The organism is Methylobacterium pseudosasicola, from assembly GCF_900114535.1.
Classification (GTDB): Bacteria; Pseudomonadota; Alphaproteobacteria; order Rhizobiales; family Beijerinckiaceae; genus Methylobacterium; species Methylobacterium pseudosasicola.
In genome coordinates this window covers 46,311-64,529 of the sequence record NZ_FOTK01000009.1, presented here as the reverse complement: position 1 = coordinate 64,529, position 18,219 = coordinate 46,311, and the positions used below count along the sequence as shown (strand labels likewise).

Here is an 18,219-nt window from a genome sequence, read left to right as displayed (position 1 = left end):
TCGATATCCAGAGTTCTGGATGCCTCTTCCTAGCTTACGATCGTTAACCGACGGTTAAAAACCAATTTCCGGGCGCGTTCTTAGGCGGCGAGACTGTCGAACAGGCCGCGCCCGTCGGTGCCGCCGATCAGGCCTTCCACGAAGTTCTCCGGGTGCGGCATCATCCCGAGGACGTTGCCGCCGTCCGAATAGACCCCGGCGATGGCGTTGAGAGAGCCGTTGCGGTTGGCCTCCACCGTGATGGTCCCGGCGGCGTCGCAGTACCGGAAGGCCACGCGGCCCTCACCCTCGATCCGCGCCAGCGTCTCGGCATCGGCGAAGTAATTGCCCTCGCCATGCGCCACGCAGACGTCGATGACCTGCCCCTTCTGGTAGGCGCTGGTGAAGCGCGTGTCGGTGCGCTCGACCCGCAGCGTCTGCCGGTGACAGATGAAGCGCCGGTTGACGTTGCGCATCAGCACGCCCGGCAGCAGGCCCGATTCGCACAGGATCTGGAAGCCGTTGCAGATGCCGAGCACCAGGCCACCGCGGGCCGCATGCGCCCGCACCGCATCCATCGCGGCCGCACGGCCCGCGATGGCGCCGCAGCGCAGGTAGTCGCCGTAGGAGAAGCCGCCCGGCAGGACGGCGAGGTCGGTCCCGGCCGGCAGGTCCTGATCCGCGTGCCAGACCATGCTGACCCGCGCGCCCGAGCGGCGCAGGGCCCGGGCGACGTCGCTCTCGCGATTCGAGCCCGGAAAGACGACGACCGCAGCGTGCATCAGAGGATCTCGATCGCGTAGTTCTCGACGACGGTGTTGGCCAAGAGCTTCTCGCAGGCCGTCCGCAGGGTGGCCTCGGCGGCCGGACCGTCACCGGCCGAGACTTCGAGGTCGAACACCTTGCCCTGACGGACGCTGTCGATGCCCTCGATGCCCAGCGACCTGAGCGCGGCCTCGATCGCCTTGCCCTGCGGGTCCAGCACACCGGTCTTCAGGGTGACGATGATACGGGCTTTCATGGATCTTCAGGTCTCACGCGCAGCCGGAACGAGGGCGCGACCCGCGGCGTCGTTACGCGGGCGGCCGTCGCGCGTTCCTAGCAGGAAGGCCGCCGGCCTGTCGAACGCCGGGACCGGGACTCGGCGGGAACGATCGGCTACCGGGACGCGGCGCGGGTCCGGATCGGCTCGATGCTGGTCGCCCGGCGCCAGAGCTGGAGCATGATCCAGGCCGCGAACAGGCTGAAGACGCCCATCAGCACGTGGCCGATGCGGTCGCCGAGGTCGAACAGGCCGGCCAAGGCCCAGCCGGCCGCGATGGCGACGGCGAACACCTCGGTGCCGACGAGGACCATCATGCTCACGATGGTGATGGCGTTGCGCCCGTTCACGAGACTCGTCCCCCGGTCGATTGCGAGGTCCCGGACGAAACGAGCCCGGAACCCGCGCAGCTAGCCCAGAGGGGAGGGGCTATGCAACCGCGGGTCCCGGGATCGAGGTTTGCCGGGCTCAGCGCGGGGCGCGCTTGGCCAGGATCCGCTGCAGCGTCCGCCGGTGCATGTTCAGGCGCCGTGCGGTCTCGCTGACATTGCGGCTGCACAGCTCGTAGACCCGCTGGATATGCTCCCAGCGGACCCGGTCCGCCGACATCGGGTTCTCGGGCGGGTCGGCCCGCTCGCCGGGCTGCGCCATCAGCGTGCCGTGGATCTCGTCGGCGTCGGCGGGCTTGGCGAGATAGTCGAACGCGCCGAGCTTCACCGCCGTGACGGCGGTCGCGATGTTGCCGTAGCCGGTCAGGATCACGCCCCGCGCCTCGGGGCGGCGCTCCTTCAGGCGGGCGATCACGTCGAGGCCGTTGCCGTCGCCCAGTCGCATGTCGATGACTGCGAAGGCGGGGGGCCGGGCCTCGACCGCGGAGACTCCGTCGGCCACGCTGTCGGCGACCTGAACGTGGTAGCCACGGCTCTCCATGGCGCGGGCGAGCCGCGTCGAGAAGGGCTTGTCGTCGTCGACGATCAGCAGGCTGCGGTCACTGAAGGCGGCGAGCGGATCGGCGTCGTTGAGCACGGCAGGATCGATGGCTGCCGTGGTCCCGGGCTGCGTCAGCATCCGGCACTCCTTTCGGGTTTTCGTAAGGGAATTACTAAGTCAGTTCTCGGTCTGATCCTCATATAGGGACGACATCGCCCGGGGGCAGGGGCGTCCGGATATTGAGTTCCGGCGAATGACGCGGGGCTGCCCCCCGCTCGAAGATGTGGCGGGCCCAGGAGACGCGCACGATCGCCCCGTGCGCCTCCGGTGCCGAGACGTTCATCAGGGCGATCTGGGCGCCCGAGCGCTCGATCAGGGTCTTGGCGATGAACAGGCCCAGGCCCAAGCCGGCGCCCACGGTCCCCCCGGTCTGCGACCGGTCGGCGCTGCGGGTGGTTACGTAGGGCTCGCCGGCCCGCAACAGGACCTCGCTGGAGAAGCCCGGGCCGTCGTCGCGGATCTCGATCCAGACGCGCTCCTGGGTCCAGCGCCCTTCCACGGTGACGCGTGAATCGGCGAAGTCGACGGCGTTGTCGAGGATGTTGGCGAGCCCGAACATCACCCCGGGGTTACGGCGGCAGGCGGGCTCCGGCCCGTCGCCCAGGCTGGAAATGTCCAGGACCGCGCCGAGGGCGCGCTGGGGCGCCACCAACTCCTCCACCAGATGGCTGAACGTCACCGTCTCCAGGAAGCCGACCCCGTCGCCGTCGAGCGACGTGAGCTTGCCGAGAATGCCGCGGCAGCGGTCGACCTGCTCGCGCAGCAGGTTCAGGTCCTCGGCCACCGCCGGCGAGGCGGTCGGTCCGAGCTGGCGGATCAGCTCCTTGGTCACCAGCATGATCGTCCCGAGGGGCGTGCCCAATTCGTGGGCAGCCGCCGCCGCGAGGCCGTCGAGCTGCGACAGGTGCTGCTCCCGGGCCAGCACCAGCTCTGTAGCGGCCAGCGCCTGCGCGAGGAGCCGCGTCTCCTCGGCGACCCGCCACGCGTAGACGCCGGTGAAGGCGGTGCCCAGCAGGATCGCGGTCCAGACCCCGGAGACGTACAGGAACGGCAATTCGATCCGCCCGTCCGAGAACCAGGGCAGCGGCCGGTGCACCAGAGCGAGCAGCGTCGCCAGCCCTACGGCGAGCAGGCCGAGCGCCAGGGTCCGCTCCGGAGGCAGCGCGGTGGCGGAGATCAGCACGGGGGCGAGGAACAGCAGCGAGAACGGGTTCTGAAGGCCGCCCGTCAGGAACAGGAGCGCAGCGAGCTGCACGATGTCGAAGGCGAGCAGCAGAGCCGCGGAATCGTCGCTCAGGCGGTAGCTCGCCGGGAAGCGGATGCGCAGCGCCAAGTTCAGCCAGGACGAGGTGGCGATCACCAGGAAGCACCAGCCGAAGGGCAGCGCCAGGCCGAGGCCGAACTGCGCCCCGACCACCGCGGCGCTCTGACCGGTGATGGCGAGCCAGCGCAGGCGGACGAAGGTGTCGAGCCGGAGGTGGCGGGCGTTGCGGACGAGGCCGTTGAGGTTGCTGTCGGGCATGCCTGCATCGGTGCAGCGCCGGTGAACCCTTGCCGGCGCGGATTTGGGCGGATCCGTCATCCAGACGGCGTGGTCACGGGCAAGTCGCCCGGGGCCGGGGATGTTCCGCGATCGTTCAGGGTGGAACCTTATCCTACGTCCCGGGTTGCAGCAGGCTCCGCGTGCAAGCCGGATGTCGGCAGCCCGGATGGCGTGCCGTCCCGCGTCGGACCGGTCTCGGTCGGCCCCGGACGGCATTCGAGACCGCGAGGTTGCGATGCTTCTGGCTTACGGGATGTTCGAAGGTGCGCGCGCCCTGATGGCGCCGGCCCGAGTCGCCGCGGATCTCACCCGCCACGCCCTGCAAATGCCCGGCAATCCACTCGCCTACGGGCCCTACGCCCGGGCGATCAGCGCCGGCTGCGAGATGTTCGAGCGGGCGACCCGACGCTACGGCAAGCCGGCCTTCGGGTTCACCGAGACTCTGGTCGACGGGACAGCCGTCCCAGTCACTGAGCGCGTGGTCTGGGAGCGGCCGTTCTGCCGCCTGGTCGCGTTCGAGCGCGCCTTCATCACGCCGCCGACCGAGCCGCAGCCGAAGCTGCTCATCGTCGCGCCGATGTCGGGCCACTACGCCACGCTCCTGCGCGGCACCGTGGAGGCGATGCTGCCGAACCACCGGGTCTACATCACCGACTGGACCGATGCCCGGATGGTGCCCCTGGCGGAGGGGCGCTTCGATCTCGACAGCTATATCGACTATTTGCAGGAGATGTTCGCGGTCCTCGGGCCGGACCTGCACATCATGGCGGTGTGCCAGCCGGCGGTGCCGGTGCTGGCCGCGGTGGCGCTCATGGAGGCCAAGGGCGATCCGGCCGTGCCGTCCTCGATGACCCTGATGGGCGGCCCGATCGACACCCGCCGCTCGCCCACCGCGGTGAACTGCCTGGCCCAGGAGCGCGGCCAGACCTGGTTCGAGCGCAACACGATCAGCCTGGTGCCGCCGATCTATCCGGGGGCCTGGCGCCGGGTCTATCCGGGCTTCCTGCAACTGTCGGGCTTCATGGCGATGAACCTCGACCGCCACGTCACCGCCCATTCGGATATGTTCGACCACCTGGTGAAGGGCGACGGCGATTCGGCCGAAAAGCACCGGGAATTCTACGACGAGTACCTGGCGGTGATGGACCTCACCGCGGAGTATTATCTCCAGACCGTGCAGACGGTCTTCGTCGACCACGACCTGCCCAGGGGCCGGATGCGCCACCGCGGCACCCCGGTCGATCTCGGGGCGATCCGCCGTTGCGCCATCCTGGCCGTGGAGGGCGAGAACGACGACATCTCCGGCGTCGGCCAGACCAAGGCGGCCCTCGACCTGACGCCGAACCTGCCGGAGGCCCGCAAGGCCTACCATCTCCAGGCCGGCGTCGGGCATTACGGGGTGTTCAACGGCTCGCGCTACCGCACGGTCATCGCCCCGCGGATCGCCGCCTTCATCCGCGCCCAGCAGGCCGAAGCCGGCACGCGCGGCTCGCACCTGCGCCAAGTGGGCTGAGACAAGTGGGCTGAGACAAGTCCCGGTATCAAAGGTCGTTCGACCTTTTGCGGGCGCAGGGCAGAGCCCTGCGGATTGATCAGGGGCTCCGCCCCCGAACCCCGCCAAAGGGCCGCAGGCCCTTTGGAATCCCGGTCCTTCGCGCACGCAGCCGCGGGATCGGCGCTGCATTCTGAATTCTCTTTCGCCCCCGGTGGCGCGGAGCTTGCGTGACGTCGTCCGTGAGCATGATGACCCGCGATACAGCCCCGTCGCCCCTCCGGTGCAGCCCTCAGCCCGTATCCGGCGGGCGGATGCTGCCGAACAGGCTACGGAAAACGCGTATCCAATTCCCCAAAACCGTCTTGCGGTAGCGAGGAACTGGCGCATGCTGCTGTTCGCGTGACAATCCAGCTTGCTCCGGTCGTGATGGATGGCCGGAGCCTTCCGTCGACCGATTCATAGACGCACCGCGGGTGCGGGCCGGTGGCCGGGATCGAGATCCCGCCGACCAGGGAGATCACGATGGACCGCAGGACCTTCCTCAAGGGCTCGGCCGCGATCGGGCTGGCCGCTCCGCAGATCGCGAGGCCGGCCGTGGCGCAGGGCGCCAAGGTTCTGCGCTTCGTGCCCCAGGCGAACCTCGCCAATTTCGATCCCATCTGGGGCACCCAATACGTGGTGCGCAACGCCGGCACCCTCGTCTGGGACCTGCTCTACGGGGTCGACGCGCAGCTGAAGCCGCAGCGGCAGATGGTCGAGTCCGAGGAAGTCTCGGGGGACCATCTGACCTGGACCTTCCGGCTGCGTCCCGGCCTCAAGTTCCACGACGGCGAGCCGGTCCTGTCCAAGGACGTCGTCGCGAGCCTGACCCGGTGGATGGCCCGCGACCCGCTGGGCCTGATGATCCGGGCGATCCAGGACGATCTCGCCGCCGTCGACGACCGGACCTTCCGCTGGCGCCTGAAGAAGCCGTTCCCGAAACTTCTCTACGCTTTGGGTAAGACCAACGCCCCGATGGCTCTGATCATGCCGGAGCGGATCGCCAAGACCGACCCGTTCACGCAGATCACCGAATATGTCGGCTCCGGCCCGATGACCTTCGTGCGCAACGAATGGGTGCCGGGCGCCCGGGCCGTCTTCCAGAAATTTGCCGACTACAAGCCCCGCGACGAGCCGAATTCCTGGCTGGCCGGCGGCAAGCGCATCCTGGTCGACCGGGTCGAGTGGGTGATCATGCCGGATGCGGCCACCGCCTCGGCGGCGTTGCAGAACGGCGAGGTCGACTGGTGGGAAAACCCGATCTCCGACCTCGTGCCGCTCCTGCGCAAGAACGCCAATCTCAACGTCGATATCGCCGACCCGCTGGGCAATGTCGGGTCGTTCCGGATGAACCACCTGTATCCGCCCTTCGACAACCCGAAGATCCGCCAGGCCGTGCTCACCGCCATGAGCCAGGAGGATTACATGCGGGCGATCGTCGGCGACGACGACAGTCTCTGGAAGAAGCTGCCGGGCTTCTTCACCCCGGGCACGCCGTTGTTCAGCGACGCCGGGGGGGCCCAGGTCGGCAAGGGCGACATCAAGCTCGGCCAGAAGCTGCTCAAGGAAGCCGGCTACAAGGGCGAGCCCGTGGTCTGCGTCGTGGCGCAGGACCAGCCGATCACCAAGGCGCAGGGCGACATCACCGCCGACCTGCTGAAGCAGATGGGCTTCAACGTCGATTTCGTCGCCACCGACTGGGGCACCACCGGCACCCGCCGGGCCTCCAAGGCTCCCCCGAACCAGGGCGGCTGGAACATGTTCCACACCTGGCACGCGGGCGCCGACTGCATCAACCCGGCGGGCTATCCGGCGGTCCGGGCCAGCGGCGACAAGGCCTGGTTCGGCTGGCCGAACGTCCCACCCGTGGAGGCGGCCATCGCCGAATGGTTCGACGCGGCCGATCCGGCTGCCGAGAAGGCCGCCATCGACAAGGTCAACGCCGCCGCCTGCGAGGGCGTGGTCTACGTCCCGACCGGGTTCTTCCTCGGCTACCAGGCCTGGCGCAAGAACGTCTCGGGCATCGTGAAGGGGCCGATCCCGTTCACCTGGGGCGTGTCGAAGGCCTGAAGCGAGGAGGCGTCCCATGCTCGGCTATATCGGCAGGCGCATCCTGGCCACCATCCCGGTGATGGCGGTGGTCGGCTTGTTCGTCTTCAGCCTCCTCTACTTCGCCCCCGGCGATCCGGCCGCGATTATCGCGGGTGATCAGGCGACGCCGGACGACGTGGCGCGCATCCGCGCCTCGCTCGGCCTCGACCGGCCGTTCCTGGTGCGGTTCGGCGAATGGTCCTGGCAGATCCTCCATGGGGATCTCGGCACCTCGATCTTCACCAACCTTCCGGTCACCACGATGATCGGCCAGCGGGTGCAGCCGACCGTGTCGCTGATGCTGGTCACCCTGGTCCTGGCCATCGTGGTGGCGGTGCCGCTGGGCGTCGTGGCGGCCTGGAAGGCCGGCAGTCTGATCGACCGGCTGGTCATGGGTCTCGCCGTGCTGGGTTTTTCCGTGCCGGTCTTCGTGGTCGGCTACGTGCTGGCCTACGTGTTCGCCCTCGAACTCGGCTGGCTGCCGGTGCAGGGCTACACGCCGATCGAGCAGGGCCTGTGGCCGTGGTTCTCGAACCTGATCCTGCCCGCGGTGACGCTGGGCCTCGTCTACATCGCGCTGATCGCCCGGGTGACGCGGGCGACCATGCTGGACGTGCTGAGCCAAGATTACGTCCGCACCGCCCGGGCCAAGGGTCTGGGGCAGGGGCCGGTGCTGTTCATTCACGCCCTCAAGAACGCTGCGGTGCCGATCGTCACCGTGATCGGCATCGGCATCGCCCTGCTGATCGGCGGCGCCGTGGTCACCGAGACGGTCTTCGCGATTCCCGGCCTCGGGCGCCTCACGGTCGATGCGATCCTGCGGCGTGATTACCCGGTCATCCAGGGCGTCGTCCTGCTGTTCAGCTTCGTCTACGTGCTGGTGAACCTCGCCATCGACCTGTTCTACACCTTGCTCGACCCGAGGATCCGCTATTGACCGCGACCGTCGCGCCTCTCTCCGGTCCGCCCCTCGCCCGGGACCCGTCGCTCAAGGACGCGCCGCCCAAGGGGCCGCCCCCCGCGGGCCTCGCCGTCGCCACGCCGATGCCGGACGTGATCCCGGCGCGCAAACGCCGGGGGCCGGTCTGGACCTATGTCCGCCGCCACCCGACCATCGTGGTCGGCGGCATCCTGCTGCTGATCGTGTTCCTGATGGCGGTGCTGGCACCCTATCTCGGCACCGTCGATCCCACCGCCCTGGCGCCGGCCAAGCGCACCCGCGTGCCCTCGGCCCAGTACTGGTTCGGCACCGACATGCTCGGCCGGGACATCTACTCGCGCGTGGTCTACGGCGCCCGCGTCTCGCTGCTGGTCGGCTTCTCCGTGGCGCTCCTCGCCTCGGTGGCGGGACTCGCGGTCGGCCTGATTTCCGGGATGGTGCGCTGGCTCGACGGCATCGTCATGCGGATCGTCGACGGCATGATGTCGATCCCGCCGATCCTGCTGGCCATCACCCTGATGGCGCTCACCCGCGGCTCGGTCCAGAACGTCGTCGTGGCGATCACCATCGCGGAGATCCCCCGGGTCGCACGGCTGGTCCGGGGCGTCGTGCTGTCCCTGCGCGAGCAGCCCTATGTCGAGGCCGCCGTGACCACGGGCACCCGCATGCCGGCGATCATCTGGCGCCACATCCTGCCCAACACCCTGGCGCCCATGACCGTGCAAGCGACCTATATCTGCGCCTCCGCGATGATCACCGAGGCGATCCTGTCGTTCATCGGTGCGGGCGTGCCGCCCTCGACGCCGTCCTGGGGCAACATCATGGCCGAGGGCCGGGCCCTCTGGCAGGTGAAGTTCTACATCATCCTGTTCCCGGCGATCTTCCTGTCGATGACGGTGCTCGCGGTGAACCTCGTCGGCGACGGCCTGCGCGACGCCCTCGATCCCCGCATGGCGAAAGACGCATGAGGAGCCCCGGCGTGAGCGGCGTACCCCTCCTCTCCATCGAGAACCTGCAGGTCCATTTCCGCACCCCCGACGGGGCCAACCGGGCGGTGGACGGCGTGTCCTTCGCGATCCAGGCCGGCGAGACCCTGGCGATCGTCGGTGAATCCGGCTGCGGCAAGTCGGTGACCGCGATGTCGATCCTGCGGCTCCTGCCCGAGCCGCCGGCCAGCATCGCCGGCGCCATCCGGTTCGAAGGAGAAAACCTCCTCGACCTGCCCATCAACGCGATGCGCAAGATCCGCGGCAACGACATCAGCGTCATCTTCCAGGAGCCGATGACCAGCTTGAACCCGGTGCTGACCGTCGGCCGCCAGATCGGCGAGACCCTGCGGCTGCACCAGGGCCTGAGCCGACGCGAGGCCGAGGCGCGGGCGGTGGAGATGCTGACGCTGGTCGGCATCCCCGAGCCCGTGCGCCGGGTCCGGGAATACCCGCACCAGCTCTCCGGCGGCATGCGCCAGCGGGTGATGATCGCCATCGCGCTCGCATGCTCGCCCAAGCTCTTGATCGCCGACGAGCCGACCACGGCCCTCGACGTGACCATCCAGGCCCAGATCCTCGACCTGATGCGCGACCTGAAGCGCCGGGTCGGCGCCGCGATCATGCTGATCACCCACGATCTCGGCGTGGTCGCCGAGGTCGCCGACCGGGTGGTGGTGATGTATGCCGGCCGGAAGGTCGAGGAGGCGCCGGTCCGCGACCTGTTCCGGGCGCCACGCCACCCCTACACCCGCGGCCTGATGGGGGCGGTGCCCAAGCTCGGCGCGGTCGAGCACGGCGCCACCGAGCGCCTCGCCGAGATCCCCGGCATGGTCCCGAGCCTGAAGCAGCGGATCGAAGGCTGCGTCTTCGCCGGCCGCTGCCCGGACGTGACCGACCTGTGCCGCACCTACGCCCCGGCCCTGGAGCCAAAAGCCCCCGCCCACCTCGCCGCCTGCCACTACGCGCCCAAGGACGCCCTCGCGGCATGATTTTTTTTCGTGAAACCGCGAGATCGGGCCTCCCGAGGCGGCCGCGCGCTTTCCCCTCCCCCCTCTGCGGGGGAGGGTACCCTGCGGAGCAGGGGGGGAGAGGGGAGCGCCGCTTCTGGATAGGTCGCGGTGACCGCCACATCCTACACCGTCGCGTGGCCCTTCTTCCCGGCCTGACCCCTGCTGACGCGGGGGCTACTCACCCCCGTAGAGCGATGGGCGGATTCACCCATCTTCGACCGCATAAGGCGCGGGTCCCCTCTCCCGTGCGGGAGAGGGACAGGGTGAGGGATGCGACCTCTCCGGAGAAATCTGGTCCCTCACCCCAACCCTCTCCCGCACGGGAGAGGGGGCGCGTCGTCGCCGGCACAAGGCCCGGTGAGAGCCTTGCAAGCCGCAGAGGGGAATGGGCAGCCGCGATCAAAGCGATCCCGGGAGGCCGCCCGTGACCACCACCGCCCGCACGCTTCTCCAGGTCAACGACCTGAAAAAACACTTCTCCCTCGGCGGCGGCCTGTTCGGCCGGTCCGCCCGGGTGCTCAAGGCGGTGGACGGCCTGTCCTTCACGGTGGACCGGGGCGAGACCCTGTCGCTGGTCGGCGAGTCCGGTTGCGGCAAGTCCACGGTCGCCAAGGCGCTGATGCGCCTCTACGCCCCCACGGCCGGGCAGGTGGTGCTGGCGGGCCGGCGCATCGACGACCTCTCGGCCGGCACCCTGCGGCCCTTGCGGCGGCGGATGCAGATGGTGTTCCAGGACCCGTTCTCGTCCCTCAACCCGCGGATGCGGGTGCGGGCGATCCTGGCCGAGCCGATCCGCAATTTCGGGCTGGCCAAGGGCTCGGCCGATCTCGAGGCGAAGCTCGCCGCCCTGATGGAGCGGGTCGGGCTGCCGCGGGAGGCCTTGGGCCGCTGGCCCCACGAATTCTCGGGCGGCCAGCGGCAGCGCATCGGCATCGCCCGGGCGCTCGCCGCCGAGCCGGACCTGATCATCTGCGACGAGGCGGTCTCGGCGCTCGACGTCTCGGTGAAGGCGCAGATCGTCAACCTGCTGCGCGACCTGCAGCGCGAGCTCGACCTCGCCATGCTGTTCATCTCGCACGACCTCGCCATCGTCGAGCACATGACCCACCGGGTAGCGGTGATGTATCTCGGTAAGATCGTCGAGATCGGCCCGCGCCGGGCGCTGTTCCTGGCCCCGAAGCACCCCTACACCCAGGCGCTGCTCTCCGCGGTGCCGATCCCGGAGCCCGGGGCCGGGCGCACCCGCATCGTGCTCAAGGGCGACGTGCCGAGCCCGATCAACCCGCCCGCCGGCTGCCGCTTCCACACCCGCTGCCCGCAGGCCTTCGACCGTTGCCGGGTCGAGGAGCCCCGCCTCGACACCGTGGGCGCCGGCCATCTGGCCGCCTGCCACCTCAACGACGGCACTGTTGCCGCCGTGGCCGCCTGAGACCGGACCGGAGACAGCCGTGCAGCACGACCTGATCCTCAAGGGCGCCCGGGTGATCGACCCGTCGCAGAACCACGACGGGCTCTGTGACGTCGCCTTCGCGGAAGGCCGCGTCTCCGGCTTCGGCCGGGACCTAGTCGCGGGCCCGGGCACGCAGGTCCGGGAGATGGGTGGGGCGATCGTCACCCCCGGGCTGATCGACCTGCACACCCATGTCTACTGGGGCGGCACCTCGATCGGCATCGACGCCGACGAATTCTGCCGCACCTCCGGGGTGACCACCTCGGTCGATACGGGCAGCGCCGGGCCGGGCAACTTTGCCGGCTTTCGCACGCACGTGATCGACCGGTCGGAGGCGCGCATCCTCGCCTATCTCCACGTGTCGTTCGCCGGAATCTACGCCTTCTCGAAGACGATCATGGTCGGCGAGAGCCAGGACCCGCGGCTGATGGCGCCCCGTGAGGCCTTAGAGGTGGCCGAGGCCAACCGGGACGTGATTATCGGCATCAAGGTCCGGGTCGGGCGCAACTCCTCCGGAGACCAGGGCACCGCGCCGCTCAACATCGCCCTCCAGGTCGCGGAAGAGACCGGCCTGCCGCTAATGGCCCATATCGACGAGCCGCCGCCGAGCTACGAGGAGGTGCTCGCGATGCTGCGCCCCGGCGACGTGCTGACCCACGCCTTCCGGCCGTTCCCGAACTCGCCCGTGACCGCGCAGGGGGCGGTCAAGCCGGCGCTCCGCGAAGCCCGGGCCCGGGGCGTGCTGTTCGATATCGGCCACGGCAAGGGCTCGTTCGCGTTCAAGACCGCCCGGGCCATGCTGGCCGGCGGCTTCCTGCCGGACACGATCTCGTCCGACGTGCACCAGCTCTGCATCGACGGTCCGGCCTTCGACCAAGTCACCACCATGTCCAAAATGCTCTGCCTCGGCATGAGCCTGCACGAGGTCATCGCCGCCTCCACGGTCAACGCCGCGGTGGCGGTGAAGCGCATGGAATACGGCACCCTGAAGGTCGGGGCGCTCGGCGACGCCACCGTGCTGTCGGTGCAAGACGGCGCATTCGATTATGTGGACACAAGGGGCGAGCACATGACCGGCGCCCAGCGGATCTTTTCCGAGGGCGTGGTGCTGCGGGGCCGGTGGTGGCACCCGGTTTGAGATGGGGAGGCACGCTCGACCGTCATTGCGAGTGCAGCGAAGCAACCCAAGGCAGCGCGCGATCCCCGAAGGTGGCGTTTCCCTAGCTTGCTTCGCTGCGCTCGCAATGACGGTGCGGGACTATCGAACGGGCGCTTCGACCGAGAGGCGTACCGAGCACGCCGCATTCGCTGCCCGCCAGGAACGGCTCTGTAAGATATTCCCGAACCTGAGCGGCAGACCGGGATAGACGAAACAATCGGGCTCATCCGGACAGCAATCCTAGTTTATCAAGAATACACCGCTTTACAGGCTCTCTGCATCGCTCCTACACTTTCCCGTGAGGCCCGGACCATCTCCGGGCCGTCAGCGACACGCGGCTCAAGCCGCGGCGCCAGGGAGGATGGATGGGTACGGGTCAGCCTCTGCTGGAGGTGGACGGCGTCACGCTCCGCTACAAGACGCCCGACCACCTCGTCACGGCCACCTATCGGGTGAGTTTCAAGGTCTGGCCCGGGGACCGGTTCGTCCTGCTCGGGCCGTCAGGCTGCGGGAAGTCGACCCTGCTCAAGGCGGTGGGCGGCTACATGGCCCCCACCGAGGGGGAGATCCGGCTCAAGGGCCGCTCGGTGACCGAGCCCGGGCCCGACCGGATGATGGTGTTCCAGGAATTCGACCAGCTCCTGCCGTGGAAGACGGTCCGGCAGAACGTGGTCTTCGCCCTCGAAGCCTCGGGCCGGCTGAAAGGCCGTGAGGCGCTGGAGCGGGCCAACCTCTACATCGACAAGGTCAATCTCACGAAGTTCGCCGACAGCTACCCGCACACCCTCTCGGGCGGCATGAAGCAACGCGTCGCCATCGCCCGCGGCATGGCGATGGAGCCCGACATCCTGCTGATGGACGAGCCCTTCGCGGCCCTCGATGCGCTCACTCGGCGGCGCATGCAGGACGAGCTGATGATGCTCTGGGACGAGACGCGCTTCACGGTCCTGTTCGTCACGCACTCGATCCCCGAGGCGATCAAGGTCGGCTCGCGCATCCTGCTGCTCTCGCCCCATCCCGGCGAGGTCAAGGCCGAGCTCAACAGCGCCGCCACGCCGGAAGCGGCGCTGCGGCTGGAGAGCCGCATCCAGCAGATGCTGTTCTCGGAAGAGATCGAGGAGGCGGAGAATGTCTAACGCCCGCGTTCTGACCGGCGCCCCCCTGACCATACCGCCGCGCCCGGTCGCTGCGGAGTCGGTCCGCCCCGAGATCGTCCGGGAGACCGGGCAGGCCCACGGCGCCCCGGTGGTGGAGAAGCCGCTCTCGGTGTTCGAGCGGCTCTACAACCAGGCGTGGCTGCGCAAGATCCTGATCCTGGTCCTGCTCGCGGGGATCTGGGAAGCCTACGGGCGCTACCTCGACAACGACCTGCTGTTCCCGACCTTCTCGGCCACCATGGAGGCGTTCTTCCGGGCTGTCGCCGACGGCACGCTGCCGGCCCGGGCCTGGAGCTCGCTGAAGGTGCTGCTGATGGGCTATGCCGCCGGCGTCGCGCTGGCGACCGTGCTCACCGGCATCGCCATCGCGTCGCGGATCGGCACCGACTTCCTCGAGACCCTGACGTCGATGTTCAACCCGCTGCCGGCGATCGCGCTGCTGCCGCTGGCGCTGATCTGGTTCGGGCTGGGCAACGGCAGCCTGATCTTCGTGCTGGTCCACTCGGTGACCTGGGCGATCGCGCTCAACACCCATTCCGGCTTCCTGTCGGTGAGCCGGACGCTCCGGATGGTCGGGCGCAATTACGGGTTGTCGGGCCCGCGGCTGATCGGCAAGATCCTGATCCCGGCGGCCTTCCCGTCGATCCTCACCGGCCTGAAGGTCGGCTGGGCCTTCGCGTGGCGCACCCTGATCGCGGCCGAGCTGGTGTTCGGAGTCTCGTCCGGGGCGGGCGGTCTCGGCTGGTTCATCTTCGAGAACAAGAACATGCTCGACATCCCGAACGTGTTCGCCGGGCTGCTCACTGTGATCCTGATCGGTCTCGTGGTCGAGAACCTGATTTTTCAGACCATCGAGCGGCGGACCATCCAGCGCTGGGGGATGCAGACCTGATCGAAATCCGGCTTGGCGACGGGTCAAGACGCGCTGCGAACCCGAGCCTCGACCATGCCGAACCTGTCTTTGGCCGAGGCGCATGCCTTCGTGGTCCGGCTCACAGAGCTGAGGTGACCAGGGCGTGATGTTTCCCGTGAAACACGTAGGCTTCATCGCGAGCCGCCTCGGTCAGAAGAAATTCTGATACACCGTCCCAGTAGAGCCCTCCCGGTGATCGCCTCATCAAAAGGCGTTCGCGCAGGATCGCTCGGCTCTCCGGGGCCGCTGAACAGGGACGCGACGATGGCTCATCTCGACAGGCGCCGGGTGCTGCAGGGCGGCCTCGGCACGCTCGCGGCAGCCGCGGCGCCCGCGCGTGCCTGGGCCGAGGAGATCGCGCTTCCGTTCGGCAATGGCGCGCGTCCGCTGGTGGCCTATCCGGGCAAGCGCCCGCTTATCCAGACAACAGCCCGGCCACCGCAACTGGAAACGCCGTTCTCGGTGTTCGATGAGGGGGCGATCACCCCCAGCGACGCCTTCTTCGTGCGCTACCACTTGGCCGACATCCCGTTGGAGATCGACCCGGAGACGTTTCGGCTCGGCGTGACGGGTCATGTCGAGCACCCGGTCTCGCTCTCGCTCGCCGAGATCAAGGCGATGCCGCAGAATGAGATCGTGGCCGTCAACCAATGCTCGGGCAATTCCCGGGGCTTCTTCGAGCCGCGCATGGCCGGCGGTCAGCTCGGCAACGGCGCCATGGGCTGCGCCCGTTGGACCGGCGTACCGTTGAAGAGCGTGCTGGACCGAGCCGGCGTGAAGGCCGGGGCCGTGCAGGTCACCTTCGATGGGCTGGACGGGCCGGTCCTGCCGGAGACCCCGGATTTCGTGAAGGCGCTCGGCCTCGACCACGCCCGCGACGGGCAGGTGATGCTGGCCTGGGCCATGAACGGCGCGGACCTGCCCTGGCTCAACGGATTCCCGCTGCGCCTCGTGGTGCCGGGCTTCTACGGCACCTACTGGGTCAAGCACCTCAACGCCATCACGATCCGCGACACGCCGTTCGACGGCTTCTTCATGAAGAGCGCCTACCGCATCCCGGACAATGCCTGCGCCTGCACGGAGCCCGGCCAGGCCGCCACCGCCACGGTGCCGATCGGGCGCCTCAACGTGCGCGCGTTCCTAACCAGCCTCGCCGACGGGGCGGATATCAAGGCGGGACTCACACGCCTGCGCGGCATCGCGTTCGACGGCGGCTCCGGCATCCGGGTGGTGGAAGTGTCCGCCAATGACGGCCGGACCTGGACGAAGGCCGAGCTCGGCCAGGATCTCGGCGCTTATGCGTTCCGGCCCTGGTCGCTCGACCTCGACCTGACCCCGGGCGCGCATGCGCTCCGGGTCCGGGCTACGGCCCAGGATGGCAGCACGCAGCCCATGGAGGCGCGCTGGCATCCGTCCGGCTACATGCGCAATGTGGTGGAGACCACCCGGGTCCGGGCGGCGTGAGGAGAAACGGGATGCGCGCGCTTCTGCTCGGGTCGCTGGGTGCCAGCCTGATCGCCGGCGCGGCCCTGTCCGCACCGCGCAGCTACGCGGTGCCGGATCCCTCGGCGCAGCTGAAGACGCCCAAGGACGGGGAGGGGGGCAGCCAGGGCCCGGGATTTGCGGCGGCCCAGGCCAATTGCCAGACGTGCCACTCGGTCGACTACATCGCCACGCAGCCGCCGGGCCGGGGCAAGGCGTTCTGGGACGCGGAGGTGACCAAGATGATCAAGGTCTATCACGCCCCGATCGACGAGGCGGACGGTCGCGCGATCGCGGCCTATCTGGCGGATACCTATTGAGCGACGGCCGCGCCTCAGCGCAGGGCCACGACCTGCGCGACGTAGGATGCCGCCGTCTGCACCGCCGGCATGTCGTAGGCGTAGATGCGGCCGGCCAGGATCGCCAGCGCGAGCGTCCAAAACACGGCGCCGCCGATCCGGCGGGCGGTCCGATCACCCGCAGCGGTCGGGCAAGCCTCGGCCACGCCTTGGGCGACAGGCTCGCCAAAGGGGTCGAACGCCATCGTCGTCGACCGGATGTCAGGGGTGGTGCGCATGAGGGTGAATTTCGCGCTCCGAACCCCGCCATGCAATGGACGCGTCTTCCGAAGATTTCTCCCGCAGTAGATGGTCGTTCTCTCTTGCGCGCTCGCGACAAACGTTTTCTTCCCTTCATTCGGATGTCGACCGCGGAGCGACCGTCGTGAGTCCCAGAACCTCGTCCCGAACGGGCGAAACCGGCGCGGCCGTGCGGGATGCGGCGTCCGCCTCCGTGCTGCCCGGTATCGGCCTGTGCGCGGCGATCACCGCCGTGGCGATGGCGGCCCAGGCGTTCGAGGAGCGCGTCGCCGGCCACCCCTATGTCGAGGCCCTGGTGCTGGCGATCCTGATCGGCATCGCGGTGCGCACCGTCTGGACGCCGGATGCCCGGTTCCGCACCGGCATCGCGTTCTCGGCCAAGCAACTTCTGGAGGTCGCCGTCGTGCTGCTCGGGGCCTCGCTCAGCCTCGGTGCGATCCTGGCCTCCGGCCCGGCGCTGCTCGCCGGCATCGTCGGCACCGTGGTGATCGGCATCGCGGCCAGCATCGGGATCTGCCGGGTGCTCGGCCTGCCGTCCCGGATGGCGATCCTGGTGGCATGCGGCAACGCGATTTGCGGCAACTCGGCCATCGCCGCGGTGGCGCCGGTGATCGGGGCCCAGCCCAAGGACATCGCGGCGGCCATCGCGTTCACTGCGGTGCTCGGCGTGCTGATGGTGCTGGGCCTGCCGCTGTTCGTGCCGCTCGCTGGCTTGAGCGACAACCAGTACGGCGTGCTCGCCGGCCTCACCGTCTACGCGGTGCCGCAGGTCCTGGCCGCGACCGTGCCGGTGAGCCTGCTGTCCACGCAGGTCGGCACCCTGGTCAAGCTCGTGCGCGTGCTGATGCTCGGACCCGTGGTGGTGGCCTTCTCGCTGATCGCCCCGCGCCTGCCCCGGGAACCCGGGACCGAGGGAGCCGGTGCCAAGGCTCGTCCCGGCCTGACTAAGCTGGTGCCCTGGTTCATCCTGGGCTTCCTGGCGCTCGCCACGGCTCGGTCCCTCGGGCTGATCCCGGATACGGCGGTCAAGCCGCTGACCCAGCTCGCGGGCGTGCTCACGGTCCTGTCCATGGCGGCCCTGGGCCTCGGCGTCGACGTGCGCGTGCTCGCCCGGGTCGGCGGCCGGGTCACCCTGGCGGTGACCGCGTCGCTCGCTGTCCTCGTCGCCGTCAGCCTCGGTCTCATCCGCGGCCTGGGGATCGGTTGAGTGCGGGGACAGAATCAGCCCGCTTTCTGAGTCTCGTATTTAAAATTTTCTCTAGTTTTAGGTGTGTCAGCCCCAGAAGAATGACCGATTTGCGCGTTGAAAACACGCTGTACCGAAACCGCTTTCCTAAGAGA

Annotated in this window: 18 protein-coding genes; 12 read left to right on the top strand and 6 right to left on the bottom strand. The window is 68.9% G+C overall.

The features are described 5' to 3' along the window. Positions 1–80 precede the first annotated feature (80 nt). The 5 genes from purQ to BM228_RS11355 all read right to left on the bottom strand — a co-directional run bounded on the left by purQ (position 81) and on the right by BM228_RS11355 (position 3,533). The gene (purQ, locus tag BM228_RS11375; RefSeq protein WP_092040089.1) at positions 81–761 is read right to left on the bottom strand and encodes a phosphoribosylformylglycinamidine synthase subunit PurQ; all 681 of its coding nucleotides are present in this window, start codon (positions 759–761) and stop codon (positions 81–83) included. After that, on the bottom strand, positions 761–1,000 hold the full coding sequence (purS, locus tag BM228_RS11370; RefSeq protein ID WP_092040087.1) for a phosphoribosylformylglycinamidine synthase subunit PurS: 240 nt from the start codon (positions 998–1,000) through the stop codon (positions 761–763). The genes purQ and purS overlap by 1 nt, the downstream gene beginning before the upstream one ends. Positions 1,001–1,137: 137 nt before the next feature. Continuing rightward, a complete protein-coding gene (locus BM228_RS11365; protein ID WP_092040084.1) occupies positions 1,138–1,371 on the bottom strand; it encodes a hypothetical protein in 234 nt (77 codons plus the stop codon). Between the two features lie 118 nt (positions 1,372–1,489). After that, positions 1,490–2,089 (bottom strand): ActR/PrrA/RegA family redox response regulator transcription factor, encoded by a 600-nt coding sequence (locus BM228_RS11360; protein ID WP_092040083.1) that lies wholly within the window; start codon positions 2,087–2,089, stop codon positions 1,490–1,492. Between the two features lie 58 nt (positions 2,090–2,147). After that, complete coding sequence (locus BM228_RS11355) at positions 2,148–3,533, bottom strand: ActS/PrrB/RegB family redox-sensitive histidine kinase (protein WP_092040081.1); 1,386 nt, start codon at positions 3,531–3,533, stop codon at positions 2,148–2,150. A gap of 256 nt (positions 3,534–3,789) precedes the next feature. On the opposite strand from BM228_RS11355, the gene BM228_RS11350 reads away from it, so the two are divergent. From BM228_RS11350 to sorB, 11 genes are all read left to right on the top strand, one after another. Then, entirely contained in the window at positions 3,790–5,067 is a 1,278-nt protein-coding gene (locus BM228_RS11350) for a polyhydroxyalkanoate depolymerase (protein ID WP_092040078.1), read from the top strand. A 504-nt stretch (positions 5,068–5,571) separates the two neighbouring features. Next, a complete protein-coding gene (locus BM228_RS11345) occupies positions 5,572–7,158 on the top strand; it encodes an ABC transporter substrate-binding protein (RefSeq protein WP_092040338.1) in 1,587 nt (528 codons plus the stop codon). A gap of 16 nt (positions 7,159–7,174) precedes the next feature. Beyond that, positions 7,175–8,116: an ABC transporter permease gene (locus tag BM228_RS11340; RefSeq protein WP_092040076.1), complete on the top strand. Its 942-nt coding sequence runs from the start codon at positions 7,175–7,177 to the stop codon at positions 8,114–8,116. After that, on the top strand, positions 8,113–9,087 hold the full coding sequence (locus BM228_RS11335; protein WP_208612022.1) for an ABC transporter permease: 975 nt from the start codon (positions 8,113–8,115) through the stop codon (positions 9,085–9,087). The genes BM228_RS11340 and BM228_RS11335 overlap by 4 nt, the downstream gene beginning before the upstream one ends. Next, positions 9,084–10,097 carry an ABC transporter ATP-binding protein gene (locus BM228_RS11330; protein ID WP_092040074.1) on the top strand — a complete coding sequence of 338 codons (1,014 nt, stop codon included), beginning with the start codon at positions 9,084–9,086 and terminating at the stop codon, positions 10,095–10,097. Before BM228_RS11335 ends, BM228_RS11330 begins: the two co-directional genes overlap by 4 nt. A gap of 445 nt (positions 10,098–10,542) precedes the next feature. After that, on the top strand, positions 10,543–11,547 hold the full coding sequence (locus BM228_RS11325) for an ABC transporter ATP-binding protein (RefSeq protein ID WP_244537104.1): 1,005 nt from the start codon (positions 10,543–10,545) through the stop codon (positions 11,545–11,547). A 19-nt stretch (positions 11,548–11,566) separates the two neighbouring features. Further along, on the top strand, positions 11,567–12,706 hold the full coding sequence (locus tag BM228_RS11320; protein ID WP_092040070.1) for an amidohydrolase/deacetylase family metallohydrolase: 1,140 nt from the start codon (positions 11,567–11,569) through the stop codon (positions 12,704–12,706). A gap of 386 nt (positions 12,707–13,092) precedes the next feature. Continuing rightward, positions 13,093–13,863 carry an ABC transporter ATP-binding protein gene (locus tag BM228_RS11315; RefSeq protein WP_092040068.1) on the top strand — a complete coding sequence of 257 codons (771 nt, stop codon included), beginning with the start codon at positions 13,093–13,095 and terminating at the stop codon, positions 13,861–13,863. Next, complete coding sequence (locus BM228_RS11310) at positions 13,856–14,776, top strand: ABC transporter permease (protein ID WP_092040066.1); 921 nt, start codon at positions 13,856–13,858, stop codon at positions 14,774–14,776. The genes BM228_RS11315 and BM228_RS11310 overlap by 8 nt, the downstream gene beginning before the upstream one ends. A gap of 285 nt (positions 14,777–15,061) precedes the next feature. Further along, on the top strand, positions 15,062–16,261 hold the full coding sequence (gene sorA, locus BM228_RS11305) for a SorA family sulfite dehydrogenase catalytic subunit (protein ID WP_092040064.1): 1,200 nt from the start codon (positions 15,062–15,064) through the stop codon (positions 16,259–16,261). 11 nt (positions 16,262–16,272) lie between these two features. Continuing rightward, a complete protein-coding gene (gene sorB / locus BM228_RS11300) occupies positions 16,273–16,599 on the top strand; it encodes a SorB family sulfite dehydrogenase c-type cytochrome subunit (RefSeq protein WP_092040062.1) in 327 nt (108 codons plus the stop codon). Positions 16,600–16,613: 14 nt separating this feature from the next. On the opposite strand, the gene BM228_RS11295 is transcribed toward sorB, so the two are convergent. Further along, a complete protein-coding gene (locus tag BM228_RS11295; protein ID WP_092040060.1) occupies positions 16,614–16,856 on the bottom strand; it encodes a hypothetical protein in 243 nt (80 codons plus the stop codon). A gap of 146 nt (positions 16,857–17,002) precedes the next feature. Here BM228_RS11295 and BM228_RS11290 point away from each other — a divergent pair, with 146 nt between their 5' ends. Continuing rightward, positions 17,003–18,085, top strand: a complete 1,083-nt coding sequence (locus BM228_RS11290; protein ID WP_425284931.1) for a YeiH family protein — start codon at positions 17,003–17,005, stop codon at positions 18,083–18,085. Positions 18,086–18,219 lie beyond the last annotated feature (134 nt).